The organism is Candidatus Omnitrophota bacterium (assembly GCA_028699255.1).
Classification (GTDB): Bacteria; Omnitrophota; Gorgyraeia; order 2-01-FULL-45-10; family 2-01-FULL-45-10; genus FEN-1322.
Window position 1 is genome coordinate 14356 of record JAQVUX010000009.1, and the last position, 18101, is coordinate 32456.

The following is an 18101-nucleotide window of genomic DNA, read 5'->3' on the forward strand; positions in this document are numbered from 1 at the left end:
CTACCGTGGAGATATCATGAAGAAATGGCTTGTTATGTTTTTTGCAATCATATTTATCGCCAATATTACAGGATGCGATGCCGTGCAGAGGAAATTTACACGAAAAAATAAAACGGTAAAGAAGCCGCGTTTTTATCAGCTAAAGAAGTACACTAAGAAACCGCCGCCGGAACTCTACAAACAGCATTACTCGTACTGGGCGTCATGGCAGGAGGAGATGGTGAAGGTCGTGGGGCAAAATATAAAGAAGGATCAGAGATGCGCGGCGGAAGCGATAGGTCATCTTAAAGATATGCAGGCCCTGCTCGTCGAGGAAAAAGCGGATGAGCTCGAGGCGCACATAGAGAGTATGGAAAGCCTTAAAGCGATAATAGCCAGGGGCAGTCTTTCGTCCGCCGGTAAAGATTATGTGCGGAATTCTCTGGACCGGGAGGATAGGATTATAAAGCGGGATTTTTGTTACAGTAAGGTCAAAAAATTCATAAGGATGGAAACGGAAGAGCCGTCGGGCGCCAAACTAAGCATGGCCGTCGGAAAGGAAATAAAACCGCTTGAATCGGAAAAATAAAGACAGATTTTTCCTCGAAAGGTTCGTTGTGGGCCCGTTGGGTGTCAACGCTTACCTGCTGGCAGATCCCGTCTCCAAAGATGCCTGCCTTATAGATCCGGGTGCCGACGCTGACAGGCTAAAAGATTGCATAAAGAAACACGGTTTCAATCTCCGCTGTATAATAAATACCCACGGCCATGGCGATCACATAGGCGCCAACGCAAGTTTTAAAGTCCCTATATACGTGCACGAAGCGGATAAGGATTTTCTCGCCGACCCCGATAAAAACATGTCCCGTTTTTTCTTTTTCAATATCATATCCCCTCCGGCCGAGCGCCTGCTTAAAGAAGGCGATATTATCGAAATCGGTTCCATTAAATTAAAAGTAATACATACGCCTGGACACACGCCCGGCTCGATCGCGCTTGCGACGGGCAATGTGATATTTACCGGCGACACGTTATTCAAAGACAGTGTCGGCCGCACCGATTTCGATTACGGCTCCTCCGCCGCGCTCTTCGATTCGATAAGGAAGAAGCTCCTTGTGTTTTCCGACGAGACGGTTATATATCCCGGTCATGGCGCGCCATCGACGATAGGCGACGAGAAGAAAGGCAATCAGTTCCTCGCATGAAACATCTGATAGAAGAATTTCTTAATTATCTTACCGTTGAAAGAGGCTTGAGCAAAAATACGACAGCCGCGTATGGTACGGACCTCAAACATTTCACCGAACGCATGGAGGCTATAGGCATAACCGACCCCGCGAAAATAAAACGGCAGGACATAATGGCCTATATGCTATACCTCAAAGATAACGGCATAGGGAGTAATTCTATATCGCGTTCGCTCGTGGCTATAAAGATGTTCTATCGATTTTTGGTTCAGGAGCGGCTCGCCAAAGAAGACGTCTCCGGACTGGTAGAGTCGCCTAAGCTTATACGCGCCCTGCCGGATGTGCTTAATCTCGATGAGATCGAAAAACTCCTGGCCGGCCCCGACCTGCGCGACGGTGTCGGCATACGGGACAGGGCGGCGCTGGAACTGATGTATGCTACGGGGATGCGGGTTTCGGAAGTCGTGGAGCTTACGAAAGAGGGTTTGAATCTCGATGTCGGGTTCGTGAAGTGCAAAGGCAAGGGGGATAAAGAGCGGATCGTGCCGCTGGGTAAGAAAGCCAAAGAGGCGCTCGCGCGATACATCGAAAAGGTGCGCCCCGGGCTCGTCAGAGACAAGGACGTTCCGCAACTTTTTATTTCGCGGCTTGGGAAGAAGGTATCGCGGCAGACATTCTGGAAGATGATAAAGCGCTACGCAAAACTTGCGCGCATAAAAAAGGAAGTAACTCCGCATACGCTTCGTCACAGTTTCGCGACGCACCTATTGGAACATGGAGCGGATCTTCGGGTCGTACAGGAGATGTTAGGGCACGCGGATATCGCGACGACTCAGTTTTATACGCACATCGATCGCACGCGGCTGAAGTCGGTCCACAAACAGTTCCATCCGCGCGCTTAAAATTTTTCGCTGTAATTTTAGAACGTGCTGTGCCTTTGCGGTTTGCGCCGAACGCGGGCGGTGACTTTTGGGTGGTGCCTTCGCTCGCCGCGAATCGGCATTAGGCATGCCGATTCGCTGTCAAAAATTTTCGATGGCCGTTCAACCTGCCAATACGCAACTATTGAGCAGTTTGTCCGGCCTTTCTGGATCGCCATAAAGTATCGAAAATTTTAAGATTCGCTTCGGCACGCACCCAAAAGTTTCGCCACTCTATAAGCGGAAATTTTATATGAAAGCGTCATTGCGAGGCCGCCACCGAAGGTGGCGAGCCGAAGCAATCTCGCTTGGAGAGTAATGTTGTTTTAGCATTTTTTTGCGCTGGAATTAAAAATAGAATGTTACTACGTAGGAGCAAGTAAATATAATGGGAAAGAATTTTAAATATTGCAACTACATAGTAGCGTTTATTGATGTTTTAGGGCAAAAAGATGCGTTTAATGGAATTAGCGATATTCCTGAAAATAAAGAGCAAGAACACAAATTGAATCAAGCTCATTCGCAAACTGTTTTGTTTGTTGAAAAATTGCGGGGGTATTTCTATAACTTTTTTAATTCTTATAGTGCTTATGCGGAAGAAGGATTGATTAAAGTAATTATTCCAGAAGAAAAAAAAGAGCAATTTAAAGAAATGCGTAAATGTATTTTAAAACATGTACGTTTTTCGGATTGCATTCAAGCATTTGTGCCCCTGGAAAGCGTTAAATATCACGCACCTTGCGCGAAAGGTGTTGTTGGGGTGTTAGGTGCTTGTGGCATGTCAATGCTGTTTTCTTTATCGGAAGGTAAGTCTTTCCGCGCTGGCATTGATGTTGGAATTGGAACGGAGCTAAGTAGCGGTGAAGTGTATGGGCCGGGTTTTTTCAGCGCATATAGATTAGAAAGTGAAATAGCTCAATATCCACGGATAGTAATAGGTGACACAATGGTTAATTATTTAGCAAATTTATGTCACAGCATAACGCAATTACCCAATCAAACAATAGAGGATATACAGGTATGCAAGGCGCTTGCCGGTATGTGCGAAAAAATGATGACCACGGACTTGGATGGGCGTTATATATTAGATTATCTAGGAGCCGGGTTTAGAGATATTTTTTATAGCAATTTGTCTGCAGAAGAAAAAAAGGAAATGGCAGATCTTTTTAAGTGCGCGTTTACCTTTGTCGAAAATGAGTATAAAAAACAGAAAGCTAATAGAGGTAAGCTGGCTATCAGATACTATATGCTTTATAACTATTTTAAAGCAAGAGTAAAGCTTTGGGAAAAATAGAAAACGCGTAATTTATTTTCCACCCCGGGATGGAAAATTTGGGTGCAAAAATCAGTTAAACTTAGCATTGGCACCTGTAGTGATAGAAGGGTAAATTTATGGGTGGCCGAGGTCTAAGCCTTGAGGCGCGAATTAAAAGGCCGAGGTTGGATGGGGTGCCGCCGCTTAGGATTGCGACAATAGTACGAGCTTGACTGTAAAAAGCCTCTCCGACAGGCAATCCTGGCGGCACATAGATACGCGCCTGGCCAGAGCGAAATTGTAAACCCAACCTCGGCCTAATGAGCGCCGAAAGGCGACCGAGGACAGGCCCCATAAATTTACACGTAGAAAGGCGGCAGGGCCCGCCCAGGGTTAAGCAGAAAAGGATAATCATGGATCTGATCACGACACATGTTAACGCCGACTTTGACGCGCTGGGTTCGCTCGTGGCCGCGAAGAAACTCTACCCGCAGTCGCGACTGCTTCTGCCCGGCTCGCAGGAGGAGGCGGTGCGCGAATTCCTCTCGCTGGCGCGCGAGCTTGTCGCCGTCGAGAGTGAACGCGAATGCCGGCTCGATGATATCGACAGGCTCGTCCTCGTCGATACTAAGCAGAAGGCGCGCATCGGTATTGCCGCCGAGCTCGTCGATAGAGGCGTCGAGGTGCACGTCTATGATCATCACCCGAGGATGAAGGGCGACGTCGTCGCCGATAAGGACGTCTACGAAGAAGTCGGCGCGACCGTTACGATACTATCCGGCATGATCAAAAAACGGAAGATAAAATTATCGTATCTTGAGGCGACGATAATGCTTCTCGGCATATACGAAGAGACAGGATCACTTACCTACCGGTCGACGACGAAATTCGACGTCGATATGGTCAGCTTCCTTTTTTCGCAGGGCGCCAATCTTTCGGTTGTATCGAGTTATCTGAACCGGGAAGTGAGCCGCGAGGGGCTTTCGCTTCTGACGAAACTCATTAACCTGACCGAGCGCGTGGAGATAAACGGCGTCAGCGTCTCGCTCGTCGAGATCGACGCCGAAAATTATGTCAGTGACTTAGGCGCGCTCATGCAGAAACTGATGGAGCTGGAAAACATCAATATCCTCTTTGTGCTCATAAAGTCGCCGGGCGGCAAGGTCGATATAATCGCGCGTAGCCGTGTGCCGGCCCTCGACGTCAATAAAGTGCTTTCGCTTTTTGGCGGCGGTGGTCACCCGGGCGCGGCCAGCGCTAAGACACGCGGCATTGGTATCGTGTCCATACGACAAAAACTTTTTAACGTTTTAAAGAGCAAAATCAAAGTCGCCAAGTATGCCAAAGACATAATGTCCAAAGGCGTCAAAGCGATGAGCGCGAATGAGAAGGTGTTCGCGGCGCGCGCGACGCTTACAAAGAATAATCTGGACGGGATGCCCGTTACACAGAAAGGCCGGGTCGTCGGTATCATAACTTTGAATGGCCTTAATAAGGCTATCAAGCGTAGTTTTGGCCATTCGCGTGTCAAAGGTTACATGACGCGGGAGTTTGTGACGGTAAGCCCGGACACGCCTTTACATATCCTGCAAAAAATGTTGTTTGAAAATCCAGTCGGCGTGTTTCCTGTGACGCGTGGGAAAAAGGTGGTGGGCGTGATAAACAGGACGGCGCTTTTACGAAGCGTCCACGGAACATTGTTTGCCAAGCCGCCGGTGATAGACAGGAATGTTACCTTAAATCTTGCTAAGAAGATGTCCGCGGTGTTGCCGGCGGATGTCATGGCGCTCGCCCGCAAGATCGGCCGGAAAGCCAATTCGCTTAACTATACCGCCTTTATTGTGGGTGGGCTTGTGCGCGATCTCATCCTCGGGGTGAAGAACCTGGATCTCGATATCGTAATAGAGGGTCCGGCCATAAAGATGGGCGAGGAGTTGGCAAAGGATCTGGGCGCGGCCCTTATAATTCACAGGCGTTTCGGCACATGCACGCTTATAACCAAAGCCACCGGATACAACCTACGCGGTAACCGCGTAGGTTACCGCGTAGGTTGTAGTGGTTTCAAGATAGACCTTGCAACGGCAAGGCGGGAGGTATATGAACGCCCTGCCGCGCTCCCTACGGTGGAGTTCAGTTCGCTTAAAGATGACCTTGTTCGGAGGGACTTTACTATAAATGCCATGGCGCTTAGCCTTAATAAAGAGAGCTTCGGCCGGCTGATAGATTTCTTCGGCGGTGAACGCGATCTCGCCCGGGGTGTTATAAAGGTAATGCACGACGCAAGTTTCATCGACGACCCGACGCGCGTATTCAGGGCGGTGAGGTTCGAACAGCGTTTTGGATTTACCATCGACCCGCACACCGAAGATCTCATAAAGAATGCCATAAAGATAGAGATGTTCGATAAAGTGGAGCCGCAGAGGATACGCGACGAGCTTATCGCGATATTGAAAGAAGACGATCCTTGCAGGGCGGTCAGGCGGATGTCGGAACTTGACGAATTGAGGTTCCTCCACCCGAAGATAAAGTTCGATAGCCGCATAGTGAAGCTCTGCCGCGCCATAAATAGTACCTGCGATCGCTATGACGGTTCTATTTTCAGAAAACGCAGTGTAGAGCGGTGGCTTATATATCTTATGGCGTTATTCGACCGTTTGAGTTATAATGATGTCTCCTCTATATGCAGTCGATTTGCCTTAAGACGCTCAGAGACTATCCGTCTTTTATCATGCAAAGAGGACGCCGACAAGGCGGCCAAGGCGCTCGCATCCGCCTCCGCGGTTTCTCCCAGCATAATATACAGGATATTGGAGCCGCTTTCATTTGAGGTGATACTATTCATTACCTCAAAGGCGTTTTCGCCTAAGGTAGCGGCCAGGGTGGAAGATTTTTTCCGCAAATTGAACGGCGCGAGGGTAAATATAAACGGCGCCGACATTGCTTCGATGGGATTGAGCCCGTGCCCGGAGTATAAAACGATCCTCGACAAAGTATTGTACGCGAAATTAGACGGCAAGGTAAAGACGAGGAAAGCAGAACTTGAACTAACGAGGAAACTTGTAAAAAAGTTTATGCGTTAACAACGAAAGAATAAATATGGCTAAGCAAAGACCCGAGAGAGTGCAGGAAGCGTTGCGGCAGGAGATATCAAAGATCGTTCAGGGCGAGATGAAGGATCCGAGGATAGGTTTCATTACGATTACGAAGGTCGACCTGACAAAGGATCTAAGGTATGCCAAGGTATATTTCAGCGTGTTTGGCGAGGATAAGGATAAGAAGCTTGCCCTTAAGGGGTTGAATAGCGCCAAAGGCTATGTAAAAGGCCTGATAGCGGACAGGATAAATTTGCGTTTCATGCCGGAGATAGTTTTTATGGTGGATGAATCAATAGAGCACACCAAACACATATACGGCATACTTGATAAGATAAGAAAAGAGAGAGAAGGCGCGGAGGAGGAACAGGGCGAATGAGACAGATAATCGACGCGATAAAAAAATACGACAGATTTCTGTTAACGGCCCATGTCAATCTGGAAGGCGATTCCCTCGGCAGTCAGCTCGGCATGAAGGCCCTCCTCGAGTCGCTCGGCAAGACGGCCATTATCGTAGATAACGATGCCGTGCCCGAGCATTACAAGTTCCTCCCCAAAGCGGCTGAAGTATCTAATGACATGGACGGAAAATACGATTTTGACGCCGCGATAGTCCTCGATTGTCCGACATTGAAGAGGACAGGTAAGGTGCGAGATATAATTTCGAAAGGAAAGCCTGTAATAAACATCGATCATCACATCTCGAACGAAAATTTCGGGGATGTAAACTGGGTAGACGCTAACGCCAGTTCCGCCGGAGAGATGGTTTACAAGATATATAAAGAGATGGGGATAAGCCCGACCAAAGAGGCGGCGCTCGTCCTCTACATCGCGATACTCACGGATACCGGTTCATTCAATTATGAAAACACCTCCCGCGTTACGCACGAGATAGCGGGCGAACTTTTAGGTTACGGCATAGAGCCGGCCAGTGTTTCCGAAAGTGTTTATGAGCGCCGCTCGGTCGCTGATATAAAATTTCTCGCGCTTGTCCTGGCTACGCTGAAGGTGAATAAAACCGGCGATGTCGCGTATCTCGAAGTTACTTCCGCGATGCTGAAGGCGACCGGCGCTAATCTTCTCAAGTCCGAGGGATTTATCAATTACGCTCGTTCCATAGATAAGGTGAAGGTCGCCGTGATATTCAAAGAGGACGCGCTCGGCAAGATAAGCGTGAGTTTCAGGTCGAAAGGTATCGTAGATGTCAATAAAATAGCGTCGTTCTTCGGCGGCGGCGGACATGCCCGCGCCTCGGGCTGTGTGATAGAGGGAAGGCTCGCTGAAGTGGAATCCAAAGTACTGGCAAAAGTCGAAGAGGTCTTGCGTGGACGGAGTACTGATAGTAAATAAAGCGCAAGGCATGACGAGCCACGACGTTGTCGATCTTGTAAGGCGGCGTTTCCGGATCAAAAAGGCGGGACACGCCGGAACCCTCGATCCGATGGCTACCGGGGTTTTAGTCCTTCTCATAGGCGCCTATACCAAACTCTCCGGACAACTGATGTCGGAGGAGAAAGAGTATGAAGGCTCGCTCATCCTAGGCGCCTCATCGGAAACCGGCGACGCGTGGGGAAAGATAACGCCGTCGGGTGTGAGTGTCGATTTCAGCGATGATGAGATAAGGGCGGCATTCGATAATTTTCTCGGCGAGATTGAACAATTCCCACCCATGTATTCATCCGTAAAGATCAATGGCCGCAAACTTTATGAGCTCGCCAGAAAAGGCGTAAGTGTCCAGGCCCCCGCGCGCAAGATAACGATAAAAAATATCGAGGTAACCCGGATAGCGCTCCCCGAAGTATTTTTTAAACTCACATGTTCAAAGGGCACGTATGTCCGCCAGCTCTCGTCGGACATCGGTAGTCATCTCGGGTGCGGGGCGTATATGGCGAGCCTGAACAGGACCCGATCGGGAAAGTTTGTGATAGATGAGGCGATAAGGGTTGAAGAATTGCGAAAAATGAATGACGAAGAACTGGCGGGTATAATAAAGAAGGTTGCATGAAGATCGTTACCGGATTACGGGGGGCCAAGGCGCCGGTTAAGGGTTCCGTTATCACGATAGGCGTATTCGACGGGGTGCACCTGGGGCATAAAGCTATAATACGCCGGACGGTGGATTTTGCGCGGAAGGCCGGGCTGGCAAGCGTTGTCATAACATTCGATCCGCATCCGGCAAAGATCATGAAGACGCTTTCAGGAGTTCCGAGCCTTATATCCTTAAGGCACAGGGCGCGGCTTATCGAAGAGCTCGGCGCGGACATACTGCTCGTAGTGAAATTCACCAGGGCGTTCTCGAAGATGCCGGCGGAAAGATTTGTGAAGGATGTGTTGGTCGGCAAATTCCGTGTTAAGCGCCTGTGCGTAGGAGAAGATTTCTGTTTCGGCAAAGATGCCGCCGCAGGCATGGATATTTTGCGAAAGCTCTCCGCACAGTACAGTTTTAAATTGACGGTTATAAAACAGGTGCGCTCGTCTGGCCGCGTAATAAGCTCCAGCGCTATCAGAGAATTGATAGCAGTGGGCAAACTTGATCAGGCGAAGCGGCTTCTGGGCAGGCCCGTGTCGGTTCTCGGCACGGTAGTCAGGGGCTCCGGCATAGGGAGGGGGTTGGGATTTCCGACAGCGAACGTGAACCCGCACCATGAAGTTATTCCGTCCAGAGGTGTCTATGCCGTAAAGGTGTTTTTTGACGGAAAAGAGTTCGATAGTATCCTTAATATAGGCTTTCGGCCGACATTTTACAGTTCCAGAGATAAGGAACCGACCATAGAGGTGCATTTGTTCGGATTCAAGGGCAATTTATATAATAAAGATATTGAAGTATATTTTGTGAAGAAGTTACGCGACGAGGTCAGATTCCGCTCGGAATCTGAGCTGGCACGGCAGATCGCCAAAGACATGAAGACAGCCCGGCAGTTGCTTTTCCACCCCGGGGTGGAAAAAATACTTTACAAATCGGCGTGAATATGTTAATATCATCAAAAAGCGAGGTATAAGAAAATGGCATTAGTAAAAGAAAAGAAGAAAGAGTTGATCGAAAAATTTAAAGAGCACGAAAAAGACACCGGTTCGCCGAGCGTCCAGATCGCGTTACTCACAGAGCGGATCAATTCGCTCTCGGATCATTTCAAGGCCCACAAACGCGACCACCACTCAAGGCGGGGTTTACTCAGAATGGTAAGTACAAGGCGGAGCCTTCTGGCGTATCTGAAGAATAACGATGAAAAAGAGTACCACGAGATCATAAAGCGTCTCGACCTCCGTAAATAAAACCACCCACAAAGGAAAAAATGGCTAAAAAATTTGAGATCCAATTAGGCGAAAACACGTTAATCATCGAAACCGGCAGGATGGCGAAACAGGCAGATGGCGCCTGCACCATCCAGTTGGGCGGCACCATGGTCTTATCGACCGCGGTATGCTCGAAACATGCCAGGGAAGATATCGATTTCTTTCCTCTTACCTGCGAATATCAGGAGAGGACGTACGCCGCGGGCAAGATACCCGGCGGTTTTTTTAAGCGCGAAGGAAGGCCTTCTGAAAAGGAGATACTTACAGCGCGTCTTACCGACAGGCCGATCAGGCCGCTATTTCCTAAAGGTTTTATAAACGAAGTCCAGCTGGTTTCAGTGGTAATGTCCAGCGATTGCGAGAACGATTCGGATATACTCGCGATGATCGGGGCATCGACCGCGCTTACCATTTCCGATATACCGTTCAACGGCCCGATAGGCGCCGTGAGAGTCGGCAGAGTGGATGGAAAATTCATCCTTAATCCGACGTTCCAACAACTTACAACAAGCGACCTCGATCTCGTAGTGGCGGGGACGCGTTCGGCCGTAATAATGATCGAGTCCGGTTCGAGCGAACTGGGCGAAGACGTTATATTCGAGGCGATAAAATTCGGCCACAAAGAGATGCAACCGATTATCGAGCTACAGGAGCGGATGGCAAAAGAGTGCGGCCGTAAAAAGAGAAACGTCGAGCTGTATAATGTCAGTGAAGAACTTGTGGACAAAGTCCGTTCGTTCTCAGAATCGCGCCTCGAGGAAGTGAATAAACTCAGCACGAAAGAGCAGAGGGAAGAGGCGATGGACTCTCTTGCGGCGGATCTGATAGAGAAGTTGATTACCGAAGATTCCGGATATTCCGAGAAGGATGTCAAGAATGCCCTCAATGAGGTTGAGGAAGAGAACGTCCGTAAATTCATAATAGAGAAGAACAGGCGCGTCGATGGAAGGAAATTCGACGAGATTCGCCAGATAACCTGCGAGGTCGGGGTGTTGCCGAGGACGCACGGGTCGGGGCTGTTTACGCGCGGCCAGACGCAGAGTCTGGCGGTCGCGACGCTCGGAACCAGCGCCGATGAGCAGAGGATAGATGCCCTTGAAGGCGAGATGCAGAAGAGTTTCATGTTGCACTACAACTTTCCGCCGTTTTCCGTCGGAGAAGCCAGGCCGATGAGAGGCCCCGGCAGGCGAGAGATCGGCCACGGCGCGCTTGCAGAAAGGGCGCTCAAGGCGGTTATGCCGGATAAAGAGAAGTTTCCGTACACCGTCAGAGTCGTATCGGATATACTCGAGTCTAATGGTTCTTCCAGCATGGCTACGGTGTGCGCAAGTTCGCTGGCGCTCATGGATGCCGGAGTTCCTATATTGAAGCCGGTCAGCGGCATCGCGCTCGGACTTGTGACGAACGGCAAGAAGTTTATAATACTTACCGATATCGGCGGAGTGGAAGATCACTACGGCGATATGGACTTCAAAGTCGCGGGCACAAAAGACGGTATTACTGCCGTGCAGATGGACCTGAAGATCGAAGGTATAAGTGAAGAGATAATTCGCGAGGCGCTTGCCGTGGGCAATAGGTCGCGATTAATCATACTGGACAAGATGGCCCAGGTAATTTCGGGCCCAAAAGAATCTGTTTCGTCCTTCGCGCCGCAGATCGTTACGTTCAAGATAAACCAGTCGAAGATCGGCGAGGTTATCGGGCCGGGCGGCAAGAATATAAAGAAGATCATCCAGGATTACGGTGTTACCATCGATATATCCGATGATGGCACGGTGCAGGTAGCATCGCACGATCAGGTTGCGATCGAACAGGCCGTGAATATAATCAAAGGGATAACCGAAGAGCCGGAGATCGGCAGGATATATAAAGGTAAAGTAAAACGCATAATGGCGTTCGGCGCTTTCTGTGAGATAATGCCGGGCAAAGAAGGCCTGGTACACGTCTCCGAACTTGCCAATAAATTTGTGAAGAACGTCGAGGATGTGGTTAAGATCGGTGACGAGGTAATGGTTAAAGTTACCGAAATAGACGACCAGGGCAGGGTCAATCTTTCAAAGAGGCAGGCGGATCCGGACTGGACTCCTGAAATGGCAAAAAAGGCGGAAGAGGAAAAGCAGAACCGTCCGCCAAGGCGTAAAAGAGAGTAATCCGAACCGGATTTGACCTCCGAGGTGCGACCTCCGAGGTGCGACCTCCGAGGTCGGACACGGTAAAATTGAAATCAATCAAGATCGGCCTTAAAATAAAAGATGGTTGTGAAGACCTGCCGCTCCCTAAATATGCGACATCGGGGTCGAGCGGTATGGACTTATGTGCCGATGTGGATAATGAGATAACAATAGTGCCAGGCGAGATAAAACTTGTATCGTCTGGCATTTATTTAAGCATTCCGCAGGGCTACGAGGCCGAAATACGGCCCAGGAGCGGGCTGGCGCTGAAACACGGTATAAGCCTGGTAAACGCCCCGGGCACTATAGATTCGGATTACAGAGGGCTCCTCTCGCTTATAATGATCAATCACGGTAAGGAGCCATTCAGGATAAAACGCGGCGACAGAGTTGCCCAGATGGTCATAAAAGAAGTTATCAGGGCCGAATTGGACGTGAAGCCTTCGTTGGACGATACCGCAAGGTCGTCCGGTGGGTTCGGCCACACGGGGCGATAATGGATAAAACAAAGTGGAATGAAATTCAGGCGATAGTTCTTTTCGCCGTAGCCATCCTTATTTTTACAAGCCTTCTAACCTTCAGTTTTTCCGATTTATCTATATTCACTTCGAAACCAAATGTCCCGGTAAAAAACCTGGCCGGCCTCTTCGGTGTTTACATCGGCGCCGCGCTATTTTTTCTCATGGGTTTAAGTTCATATGTCATACCGCTTCTTATATTAAGCTGGGCGGTGGCGCGCATCTACGGTATTACGCCTCAAAAGATACACTTCAAGCTTTTCGGAACATTCTTCCTTATTCTCGCGTCAAGTTCCATATTTTCGATTATAGGCCGTGGAGATAATTCATTCAGGTTCTCGCTCGGCGGCATAGCCGGGCTCATCTTTTCCGACTTTCTCATAAAATATCTGGGCCGCGGCGGCGCGATACTTACCATAGCGGTCTTGTTTCTGCTTTCGGTTTTGCTGGCGACGGAATTTTTACTTTTGCCGTTCCTGGTAAGCATGTACAACCGGATAAAAGGCATTAAGGAAGAGCGCGAGGAGAAGATGAAGAAACCAGTCGTCGCGCTTGGCGGCAGGAAGCCTACTTTGAAACCGGCTGTGAATTTACCGGTTGTGAATAAAGTTGCCGAAAAAGCGGTCGCGAAGATCGACTCCCGCGGGCCGATAAAGATAGTATCGTCGGAAGAACCACGAAAAGAGGCGCCTGCTCTGCGAAAAGAGGCGCCGGTGCCTCAGGCCGTGAAGGCGCCGCAGGAAGTATTGCGGACGGATCAGACGGGTACGAGCGGATACAAGCTTCCAGGGCTTGATATACTGGATACGCCGCCGCCGTTGGAATCACGACGCATAAAAGACGACCTCGAAGGTAACGCCCGCATACTTGAAGAAACACTGATGGATTTCGATATAGAGGCGAAGGTCGTTGAAATAAACAAGGGGCCGGTCATAACCAGATACGAGCTCGAGCCGGCCGCCGGGGTAAAAATACACAGGATAACTTCGCTAAGTGATAATATAGCCCTCGCGATGAAGGCGCAGTCGGTGAGGATAGTCGCGCCCGTGCCGGGAAAAGGCACGATAGGCTTCGAAGTGCCGAACTCGTCGAGTTCGCTCGTCTATTTGCGGGATGTCCTCGATTCAAAAGAGTACAGGGATCCTAAATCCAGATTGAAGCTGGCGCTCGGTAAGGATATAACAGGCAAACCCGTTATAGCCGACCTGGCTACGATGCCGCACCTCTTGATAGCCGGCGCCACAGGCTCCGGTAAAACGGTATGCGTAAATACCATAATAACTACGATACTTTATAATGCGACGCCCGACGAAGTAAAATTCATAATGATAGATCCGAAACGGGTTGAGCTGGCGGTATTTAACGACCTGCCGCATCTTCTGTCGCCGGTAGTTACCGACGCCAAGAAGGTCGCCAGTACGCTCGACTGGGTTGTGGGCGAGATGGATTCGCGTTATGAGTTATTCGCGAAGTCGGGGGTCAGGAATATCGCGCTTTATAATGAAAAGTTTGCCAAGGATCCGAAGGGTGGGCTTCCTTATATAGTTATAATCATCGACGAGCTTGCCGATCTCATGATGGTTGCGCAGGCGGACGTGGAAGGCGCTATAACGCGTTTAGCCCAGCTCTCTCGAGCGGTCGGCATTCACATCATAATAGCGACACAGAGGCCGTCGGTCGACGTAATAACGGGTGTAATAAAAGCCAACTTTCCGGCGAGGATATCGTTCAAAGTCGCGTCGAAGGTAGATTCGCGTACCGTCATGGATATGAACGGAGCGGATAAGCTCCTCGGCCGAGGCGACATGTTATTCATAGAGCCGGGCGCGTCGAGGCCGGTCAGGGCGCAGTGCAGTCTCATAAGCGACAAAGAGATCGAGCGGATAACATCTTTCATAAAGGCTCAACGCGCTCCGGAATATGTGAGCGGGATACTGGATGTTCAGAAGAAGACATCTTTTAAGAAATTCGACAAAGATGAGGTTTATGACGAAGCGGTAAAACTCATACTCGAGTCGCGTCAGGCATCGGTATCCGTTCTTCAAAGGCGTTTAGGCTTAGGATATACCAGGGCCGCGCGGCTGATCGATATGATGGAAGACGAGGGGCTTGTAGGTCCTTATCAGGGTTCGAAGCCGCGGGATATACTCGTAAACGTAGAGGAGTATAAAACAAAAAATGGGTAACGCTCAGGCACCCGAAAAGAAAGTTTCCGCAGTCGATATCGGTGAGAGACTGCGTCAGGCCAGGGAGAAGAGGGCACTTACCGTCGAGCAGGCTCAAAAGCAGACGCACATACATTCAACCGTGTTGTCGGCGCTCGAGGATGGCCGTTGCGATGAGATACTTACCCCCAACTATGTTAAAAGTTTTCTCAAGGAATACGCGAGCTTCTTAGGTTTCGACCATCAGGCGATAGTGGATGAATATCTCACCATTCATCCGGAGCTTAAAGTTAAAAATATAAATATTGGGCAATCCGGCGTTGATAGAAAGTCGTCGGTCGGTTTGGCCGGGGCGATCAGGACGGCCAGGGCTATCACAGTATTTCTTTTAATAGCCTTCGCGGCTGTATTCGCGGTTTCCAAAATAATATCGTTGTCCAGGAATCTAAAATCCGCCAAAAAAACACAATCGGCCAAAGCCGTAAAAACCACCGTCCGGCCGGACTCTTCCGCAAAAAAAACGGCCGTGGTTAAAAAAAGCGCGCCGGCAAAAAACAATCCGTTTACCATGACGCTGAAGGTGAAGAATCCCGTAATGATACAGCTTAAAAAAGACGGCGTTACTATATTCAAGAGAGTTTTGCCGAAGGGGGCAGAAGAGACATTCACACCCAATAGCTCCGTAAATATATTCGTCGCGCGCGCGGAATCGATAGAGATCTCCGTAAACGGACAGCCGCTCGGGTCTCCCGGCCGCGGCGTTATCAGGAACCTCGAAGTCACGAGTAACGGCTTCAGGGTGAGGTAGTTTTATTCTTCGAGCGAGGCCAAAAATATTCTTCTCGACAAGCTCGAAGAATGATTTTGTACGAGTCGAGAAGATACTCCCGTACCTATGCCAAACGTCAGCATAATCTCTCTCGGTTGTCCGCGCAATCAATTGGATTCGGAAGTAATAGCCGGCTTATTGAAGAAGTCGGGATTTACGATAGTCGGCGAATCCGATCACGCGGATGTGTGTGTTATAAATACCTGCGCTTTTATCAGGGCGGCGAGAGAAGAGTCCGTGGAAAAGATCCTGGCGGCGGCCCGGCTGAAAAAGTCCGGCAAGATCGGCCGCCTGGTTATCTGCGGATGTCTTCCGCAACTATATAAGGAAGACATCTCCGCGGAGCTTAAGGAAGCGGATCTGGTAATAGGGACTAGTGATTTCCCGAAACTGCCCGGATTATTGCGCAATAGGGCTGAACGTTCCACCCGCTCCGTAATATCGCGCAACCCCGACTACCTATATGACGAAACCTCGCCCAGGATCAGATCTACGCCGCCCCATTACGCTTATCTGAAGATATCCGAAGGATGCTCCAACTACTGCAGTTACTGCATAATATCGCGCCTGCGCGGAGCTTTCAGGAGCCGTCCGGTAAGTTCTGTCGTCGAGGAAGTCAGAAAGCTGTCGAAGTCTGGAAAATTGCGCGAGATAGACATTATAGGCCAGGACACCACGCTCTTCGGGATCGATAGGTACGGAAAGATGATGCTGGGTGACCTTCTGCGGCGCGTGTGCGCTCTCAAGAACGATGTGGAGTGGGTGCGCGTCCTTTACACGCATCCGGCGCATTATACCGACGACTTTATTTCCGCGGTGCGCGGCGAAAAGAAGATATGTAAATACCTCGATCTGCCGATACAGCACATATCCGACAAAATACTTAAGGCGATGAATCGCCGTGTAACTAAGAAAGAGCTCATAATCCTTATCGAAAAACTGCGTAAGCGCATACCGGGGCTTGTCCTGCGGACTTCGGTAATCGTAGGTTTCCCGGGCGAGACGGATAAAGATTTCGATGAGCTCCTCGGGTTTTTGCGCGATATTAAATTTGATAGGCTCGGCGCTTTTACCTATTCAAAAGAAGACCTGACGCGCTCGGCGCGACTTCCCAATCATTTACCTGAAAAAATAAAAAAAGAGCGGTATAATATTGTAATGGAACTGCAACAGGGCATATCGCGCGAAATCAATAAGAAATATCTTGGTAAGACGGTAGAAGTGCTTATAGACGAAAAGCTTACGGGCGAGAAGGAAAAATTTCTCGGCCGCACTTCCGGCGACGCGCCGGAAATAGACGGCGTCGTACATGTATCGGGGAAGGGTATGAAGGCCGGGGAGATGTATAAGGTAAAGATTACGGATACGCTGGAATACGACCTGATAGGTATGGCATGAACCTTCCAAACAAGCTTACTATATTGCGGATAGCGCTGACTTTTGTCTTTATGGCGTTTTTGTACACGCACGGCGTCGCGGCAAAAGTATTGGCGCTTTTTACATTTACGCTCGCCGCCGTTACCGATGCCCTCGATGGATACATCGCCAAAAAACGGAATGAGATAACCGACTTCGGCAGGCTCATGGATCCTATTGCCGACAAGATACTCGTCCTGGCGGCCCTTTTGGCGTTTGTGGAGAAGGGGGTCGTCCCGGCGTGGATGGCCGTCATAATCATATTTCGGGAAGTTACCGTGACGGGCCTGCGTCTTTTAGCGCTTACTAAAAATAAAGTCCTTCAGGCGGATGGCGGCGGTAAACATAAGACCGTATGGCAGATATCCGCCATAATTATAGTGCTGATATTCCTTATATTAAAAGAAGGCGGCGCGAGGATATTTCCGTTTTGGAACGCAGGGGTAGAGGCCACTTACAGGAACGGCATATTCGCAATAATGCTGGTTGCGGTCGTCCTGACTCTTTTGAGCGGAGTGTCGTATTTTATAAAGAATAAGGAGGTGTATTCCAATGAAAAAACGGATTAAGCTTATAACGAGTTTCTTTTATCTGGGCCACTCTCCATTTATGCCGGGAACCATGGGCTCGCTCGGCGGACTGGTCGTATATTTCCTCGTACGCAATAACGATATACTCTACGGATTTACAATATTATTCCTGTTCGTCCTCGGAATGCTATTTTCAGGCGAGGCTGAGAAAGTTTATAAACACAAAGACGCCAAGATGATCGTGATAGACGAGGCGTGCGGGATGCTTTTGGCGCTATTCTTCGTCCCTGTAAGTATATTTTCCGCGGTACTTGGCTTCTTTATATTCCGCGTACTCGACATATTGAAGCCGCCGCCGGCCCGGCGCATGGAGAAATTGACGGGCTCTCTCGGCGTAATGTTCGACGATGTCATCGCCGCCATTTATACCAACCTTATATTGCAAATAATATTTCGCGTTTTTATACTTGCAAATTGAGCAATTCTCATGTATAATATTTGATATACATGAGGAGGTGTTTAAGACCATATGAAAAAACTAAAACGTTGTGATGGATTTCTTGGTTGCAGGACGAGCAAGGTCATCGAGGAGAGGATAAAGGCTTTGTGTACCGAGAACAACCGGGAAGTGAGCGAAGTTATCAATTACATGTGCCGGATTTTTATCGAAGACCTCGACGGCATACGAACGAAGTTTTTCAAAAAGAGCGAATAGGTTAAAGTATAAAAAAGATAGAAAAGTCCT

The 18101-nt window shown here is 49.3% G+C and carries 18 protein-coding genes; all 18 read left to right on the forward strand.

All coding sequences use genetic code 11. The annotated features are described in order from the left end of the window. The first annotated feature begins 16 nt into the window (after nt 1–16). A complete protein-coding gene (locus PHS46_07380; GenBank protein ID MDD3906327.1) occupies nt 17–568 on the forward strand; it encodes a hypothetical protein in 552 nt (183 codons plus the stop codon). Next, nucleotides 552–1184, forward strand: a complete 633-nt coding sequence (locus PHS46_07385; GenBank protein MDD3906328.1) for an MBL fold metallo-hydrolase — start codon at nt 552–554, stop codon at nt 1182–1184. The genes PHS46_07380 and PHS46_07385 overlap by 17 nt, the downstream gene beginning before the upstream one ends. Then, complete coding sequence (xerD, locus tag PHS46_07390; GenBank protein ID MDD3906329.1) at nt 1181–2068, forward strand: site-specific tyrosine recombinase XerD; 888 nt, start codon at nt 1181–1183, stop codon at nt 2066–2068. Before PHS46_07385 ends, xerD begins: the two co-directional genes overlap by 4 nt. A gap of 406 nt (nt 2069–2474) precedes the next feature. Beyond that, nucleotides 2475–3380 carry a hypothetical protein gene (locus tag PHS46_07395; GenBank protein ID MDD3906330.1) on the forward strand — a complete coding sequence of 302 codons (906 nt, stop codon included), beginning with the start codon at nt 2475–2477 and terminating at the stop codon, nt 3378–3380. Between the two features lie 374 nt (nt 3381–3754). Continuing rightward, entirely contained in the window at nt 3755–6421 is a 2667-nt protein-coding gene (locus PHS46_07400; GenBank protein ID MDD3906331.1) for a CBS domain-containing protein, read from the forward strand. Nucleotides 6422–6437: 16 nt separating this feature from the next. Further along, nucleotides 6438–6812, forward strand: a complete 375-nt coding sequence (gene rbfA / locus PHS46_07405) for a 30S ribosome-binding factor RbfA (protein MDD3906332.1) — start codon at nt 6438–6440, stop codon at nt 6810–6812. Further along, the gene (locus PHS46_07410; GenBank protein MDD3906333.1) at nt 6809–7783 is read left to right on the forward strand and encodes a bifunctional oligoribonuclease/PAP phosphatase NrnA; all 975 of its coding nucleotides are present in this window, start codon (nt 6809–6811) and stop codon (nt 7781–7783) included. Before rbfA ends, PHS46_07410 begins: the two co-directional genes overlap by 4 nt. Continuing rightward, complete coding sequence (gene truB, locus PHS46_07415) at nt 7758–8438, forward strand: tRNA pseudouridine(55) synthase TruB (protein ID MDD3906334.1); 681 nt, start codon at nt 7758–7760, stop codon at nt 8436–8438. Before PHS46_07410 ends, truB begins: the two co-directional genes overlap by 26 nt. Beyond that, the gene (locus tag PHS46_07420) at nt 8435–9400 is read left to right on the forward strand and encodes a bifunctional riboflavin kinase/FAD synthetase (protein ID MDD3906335.1); all 966 of its coding nucleotides are present in this window, start codon (nt 8435–8437) and stop codon (nt 9398–9400) included. The genes truB and PHS46_07420 overlap by 4 nt, the downstream gene beginning before the upstream one ends. A 36-nt stretch (nt 9401–9436) precedes the next feature. Beyond that, nucleotides 9437–9706, forward strand: a complete 270-nt coding sequence (gene rpsO / locus PHS46_07425) for a 30S ribosomal protein S15 (GenBank protein ID MDD3906336.1) — start codon at nt 9437–9439, stop codon at nt 9704–9706. Nucleotides 9707–9726: 20 nt separating this feature from the next. Next, a complete protein-coding gene (gene pnp / locus PHS46_07430) occupies nt 9727–11877 on the forward strand; it encodes a polyribonucleotide nucleotidyltransferase (GenBank protein ID MDD3906337.1) in 2151 nt (716 codons plus the stop codon). 77 nt (nt 11878–11954) lie between these two features. Beyond that, complete coding sequence (gene dut, locus PHS46_07435) at nt 11955–12395, forward strand: dUTP diphosphatase (protein ID MDD3906338.1); 441 nt, start codon at nt 11955–11957, stop codon at nt 12393–12395. Continuing rightward, a complete protein-coding gene (locus PHS46_07440) occupies nt 12395–14602 on the forward strand; it encodes a DNA translocase FtsK (protein ID MDD3906339.1) in 2208 nt (735 codons plus the stop codon). Before dut ends, PHS46_07440 begins: the two co-directional genes overlap by 1 nt. Next, nucleotides 14595–15389, forward strand: a complete 795-nt coding sequence (locus PHS46_07445) for a DUF4115 domain-containing protein (protein ID MDD3906340.1) — start codon at nt 14595–14597, stop codon at nt 15387–15389. Before PHS46_07440 ends, PHS46_07445 begins: the two co-directional genes overlap by 8 nt. 87 nt (nt 15390–15476) lie before the next feature. Continuing rightward, nucleotides 15477–16808: a 30S ribosomal protein S12 methylthiotransferase RimO gene (rimO, locus tag PHS46_07450; GenBank protein MDD3906341.1), complete on the forward strand. Its 1332-nt coding sequence runs from the start codon at nt 15477–15479 to the stop codon at nt 16806–16808. Next, nucleotides 16805–17395 (forward strand): CDP-diacylglycerol--glycerol-3-phosphate 3-phosphatidyltransferase, encoded by a 591-nt coding sequence (gene pgsA, locus PHS46_07455; protein ID MDD3906342.1) that lies wholly within the window; start codon nt 16805–16807, stop codon nt 17393–17395. The genes rimO and pgsA overlap by 4 nt, the downstream gene beginning before the upstream one ends. Continuing rightward, nucleotides 17379–17834, forward strand: coding sequence for a phosphatidylglycerophosphatase A (locus tag PHS46_07460; protein MDD3906343.1), 456 nt, complete (start codon nt 17379–17381; stop codon nt 17832–17834). The genes pgsA and PHS46_07460 overlap by 17 nt, the downstream gene beginning before the upstream one ends. A gap of 51 nt (nt 17835–17885) precedes the next feature. Further along, nucleotides 17886–18071, forward strand: a complete 186-nt coding sequence (locus tag PHS46_07465; GenBank protein ID MDD3906344.1) for a hypothetical protein — start codon at nt 17886–17888, stop codon at nt 18069–18071. The last annotated feature ends 30 nt before the right edge of the window (nt 18072–18101 follow it).

Bases quoted from the DNA above. Each gene is read 5' to 3' on its own strand.
- PHS46_07420 (MDD3906335.1), top strand. From the start codon at position 8,435: ATGAAGATCGTTACCGGATTACGGGGGGCCAAGGCGCCGGTTAAGGGT.
- PHS46_07395 (MDD3906330.1), top strand. From the start codon at position 2,475: ATGGGAAAGAATTTTAAATATTGCAACTACATAGTAGCGTTTATTGAT.
- xerD (MDD3906329.1), top strand. From the start codon at position 1,181: ATGAAACATCTGATAGAAGAATTTCTTAATTATCTTACCGTTGAAAGA.
- rpsO (MDD3906336.1), top strand. From the start codon at position 9,437: ATGGCATTAGTAAAAGAAAAGAAGAAAGAGTTGATCGAAAAATTTAAA.
- PHS46_07460 (MDD3906343.1), top strand. From the start codon at position 17,379: ATGAAAAAACGGATTAAGCTTATAACGAGTTTCTTTTATCTGGGCCAC.
- rimO (MDD3906341.1), top strand. From the start codon at position 15,477: ATGCCAAACGTCAGCATAATCTCTCTCGGTTGTCCGCGCAATCAATTG.
- pnp (MDD3906337.1), top strand. From the start codon at position 9,727: ATGGCTAAAAAATTTGAGATCCAATTAGGCGAAAACACGTTAATCATC.
- pgsA (MDD3906342.1), top strand. From the start codon at position 16,805: ATGAACCTTCCAAACAAGCTTACTATATTGCGGATAGCGCTGACTTTT.
- rbfA (MDD3906332.1), top strand. From the start codon at position 6,438: ATGGCTAAGCAAAGACCCGAGAGAGTGCAGGAAGCGTTGCGGCAGGAG.
- PHS46_07445 (MDD3906340.1), top strand. From the start codon at position 14,595: ATGGGTAACGCTCAGGCACCCGAAAAGAAAGTTTCCGCAGTCGATATC.
- PHS46_07410 (MDD3906333.1), top strand. From the start codon at position 6,809: ATGAGACAGATAATCGACGCGATAAAAAAATACGACAGATTTCTGTTA.
- PHS46_07465 (MDD3906344.1), top strand. From the start codon at position 17,886: ATGAAAAAACTAAAACGTTGTGATGGATTTCTTGGTTGCAGGACGAGC.
- PHS46_07400 (MDD3906331.1), top strand. From the start codon at position 3,755: ATGGATCTGATCACGACACATGTTAACGCCGACTTTGACGCGCTGGGT.
- PHS46_07380 (MDD3906327.1), top strand. From the start codon at position 17: ATGAAGAAATGGCTTGTTATGTTTTTTGCAATCATATTTATCGCCAAT.
- PHS46_07440 (MDD3906339.1), top strand. From the start codon at position 12,395: ATGGATAAAACAAAGTGGAATGAAATTCAGGCGATAGTTCTTTTCGCC.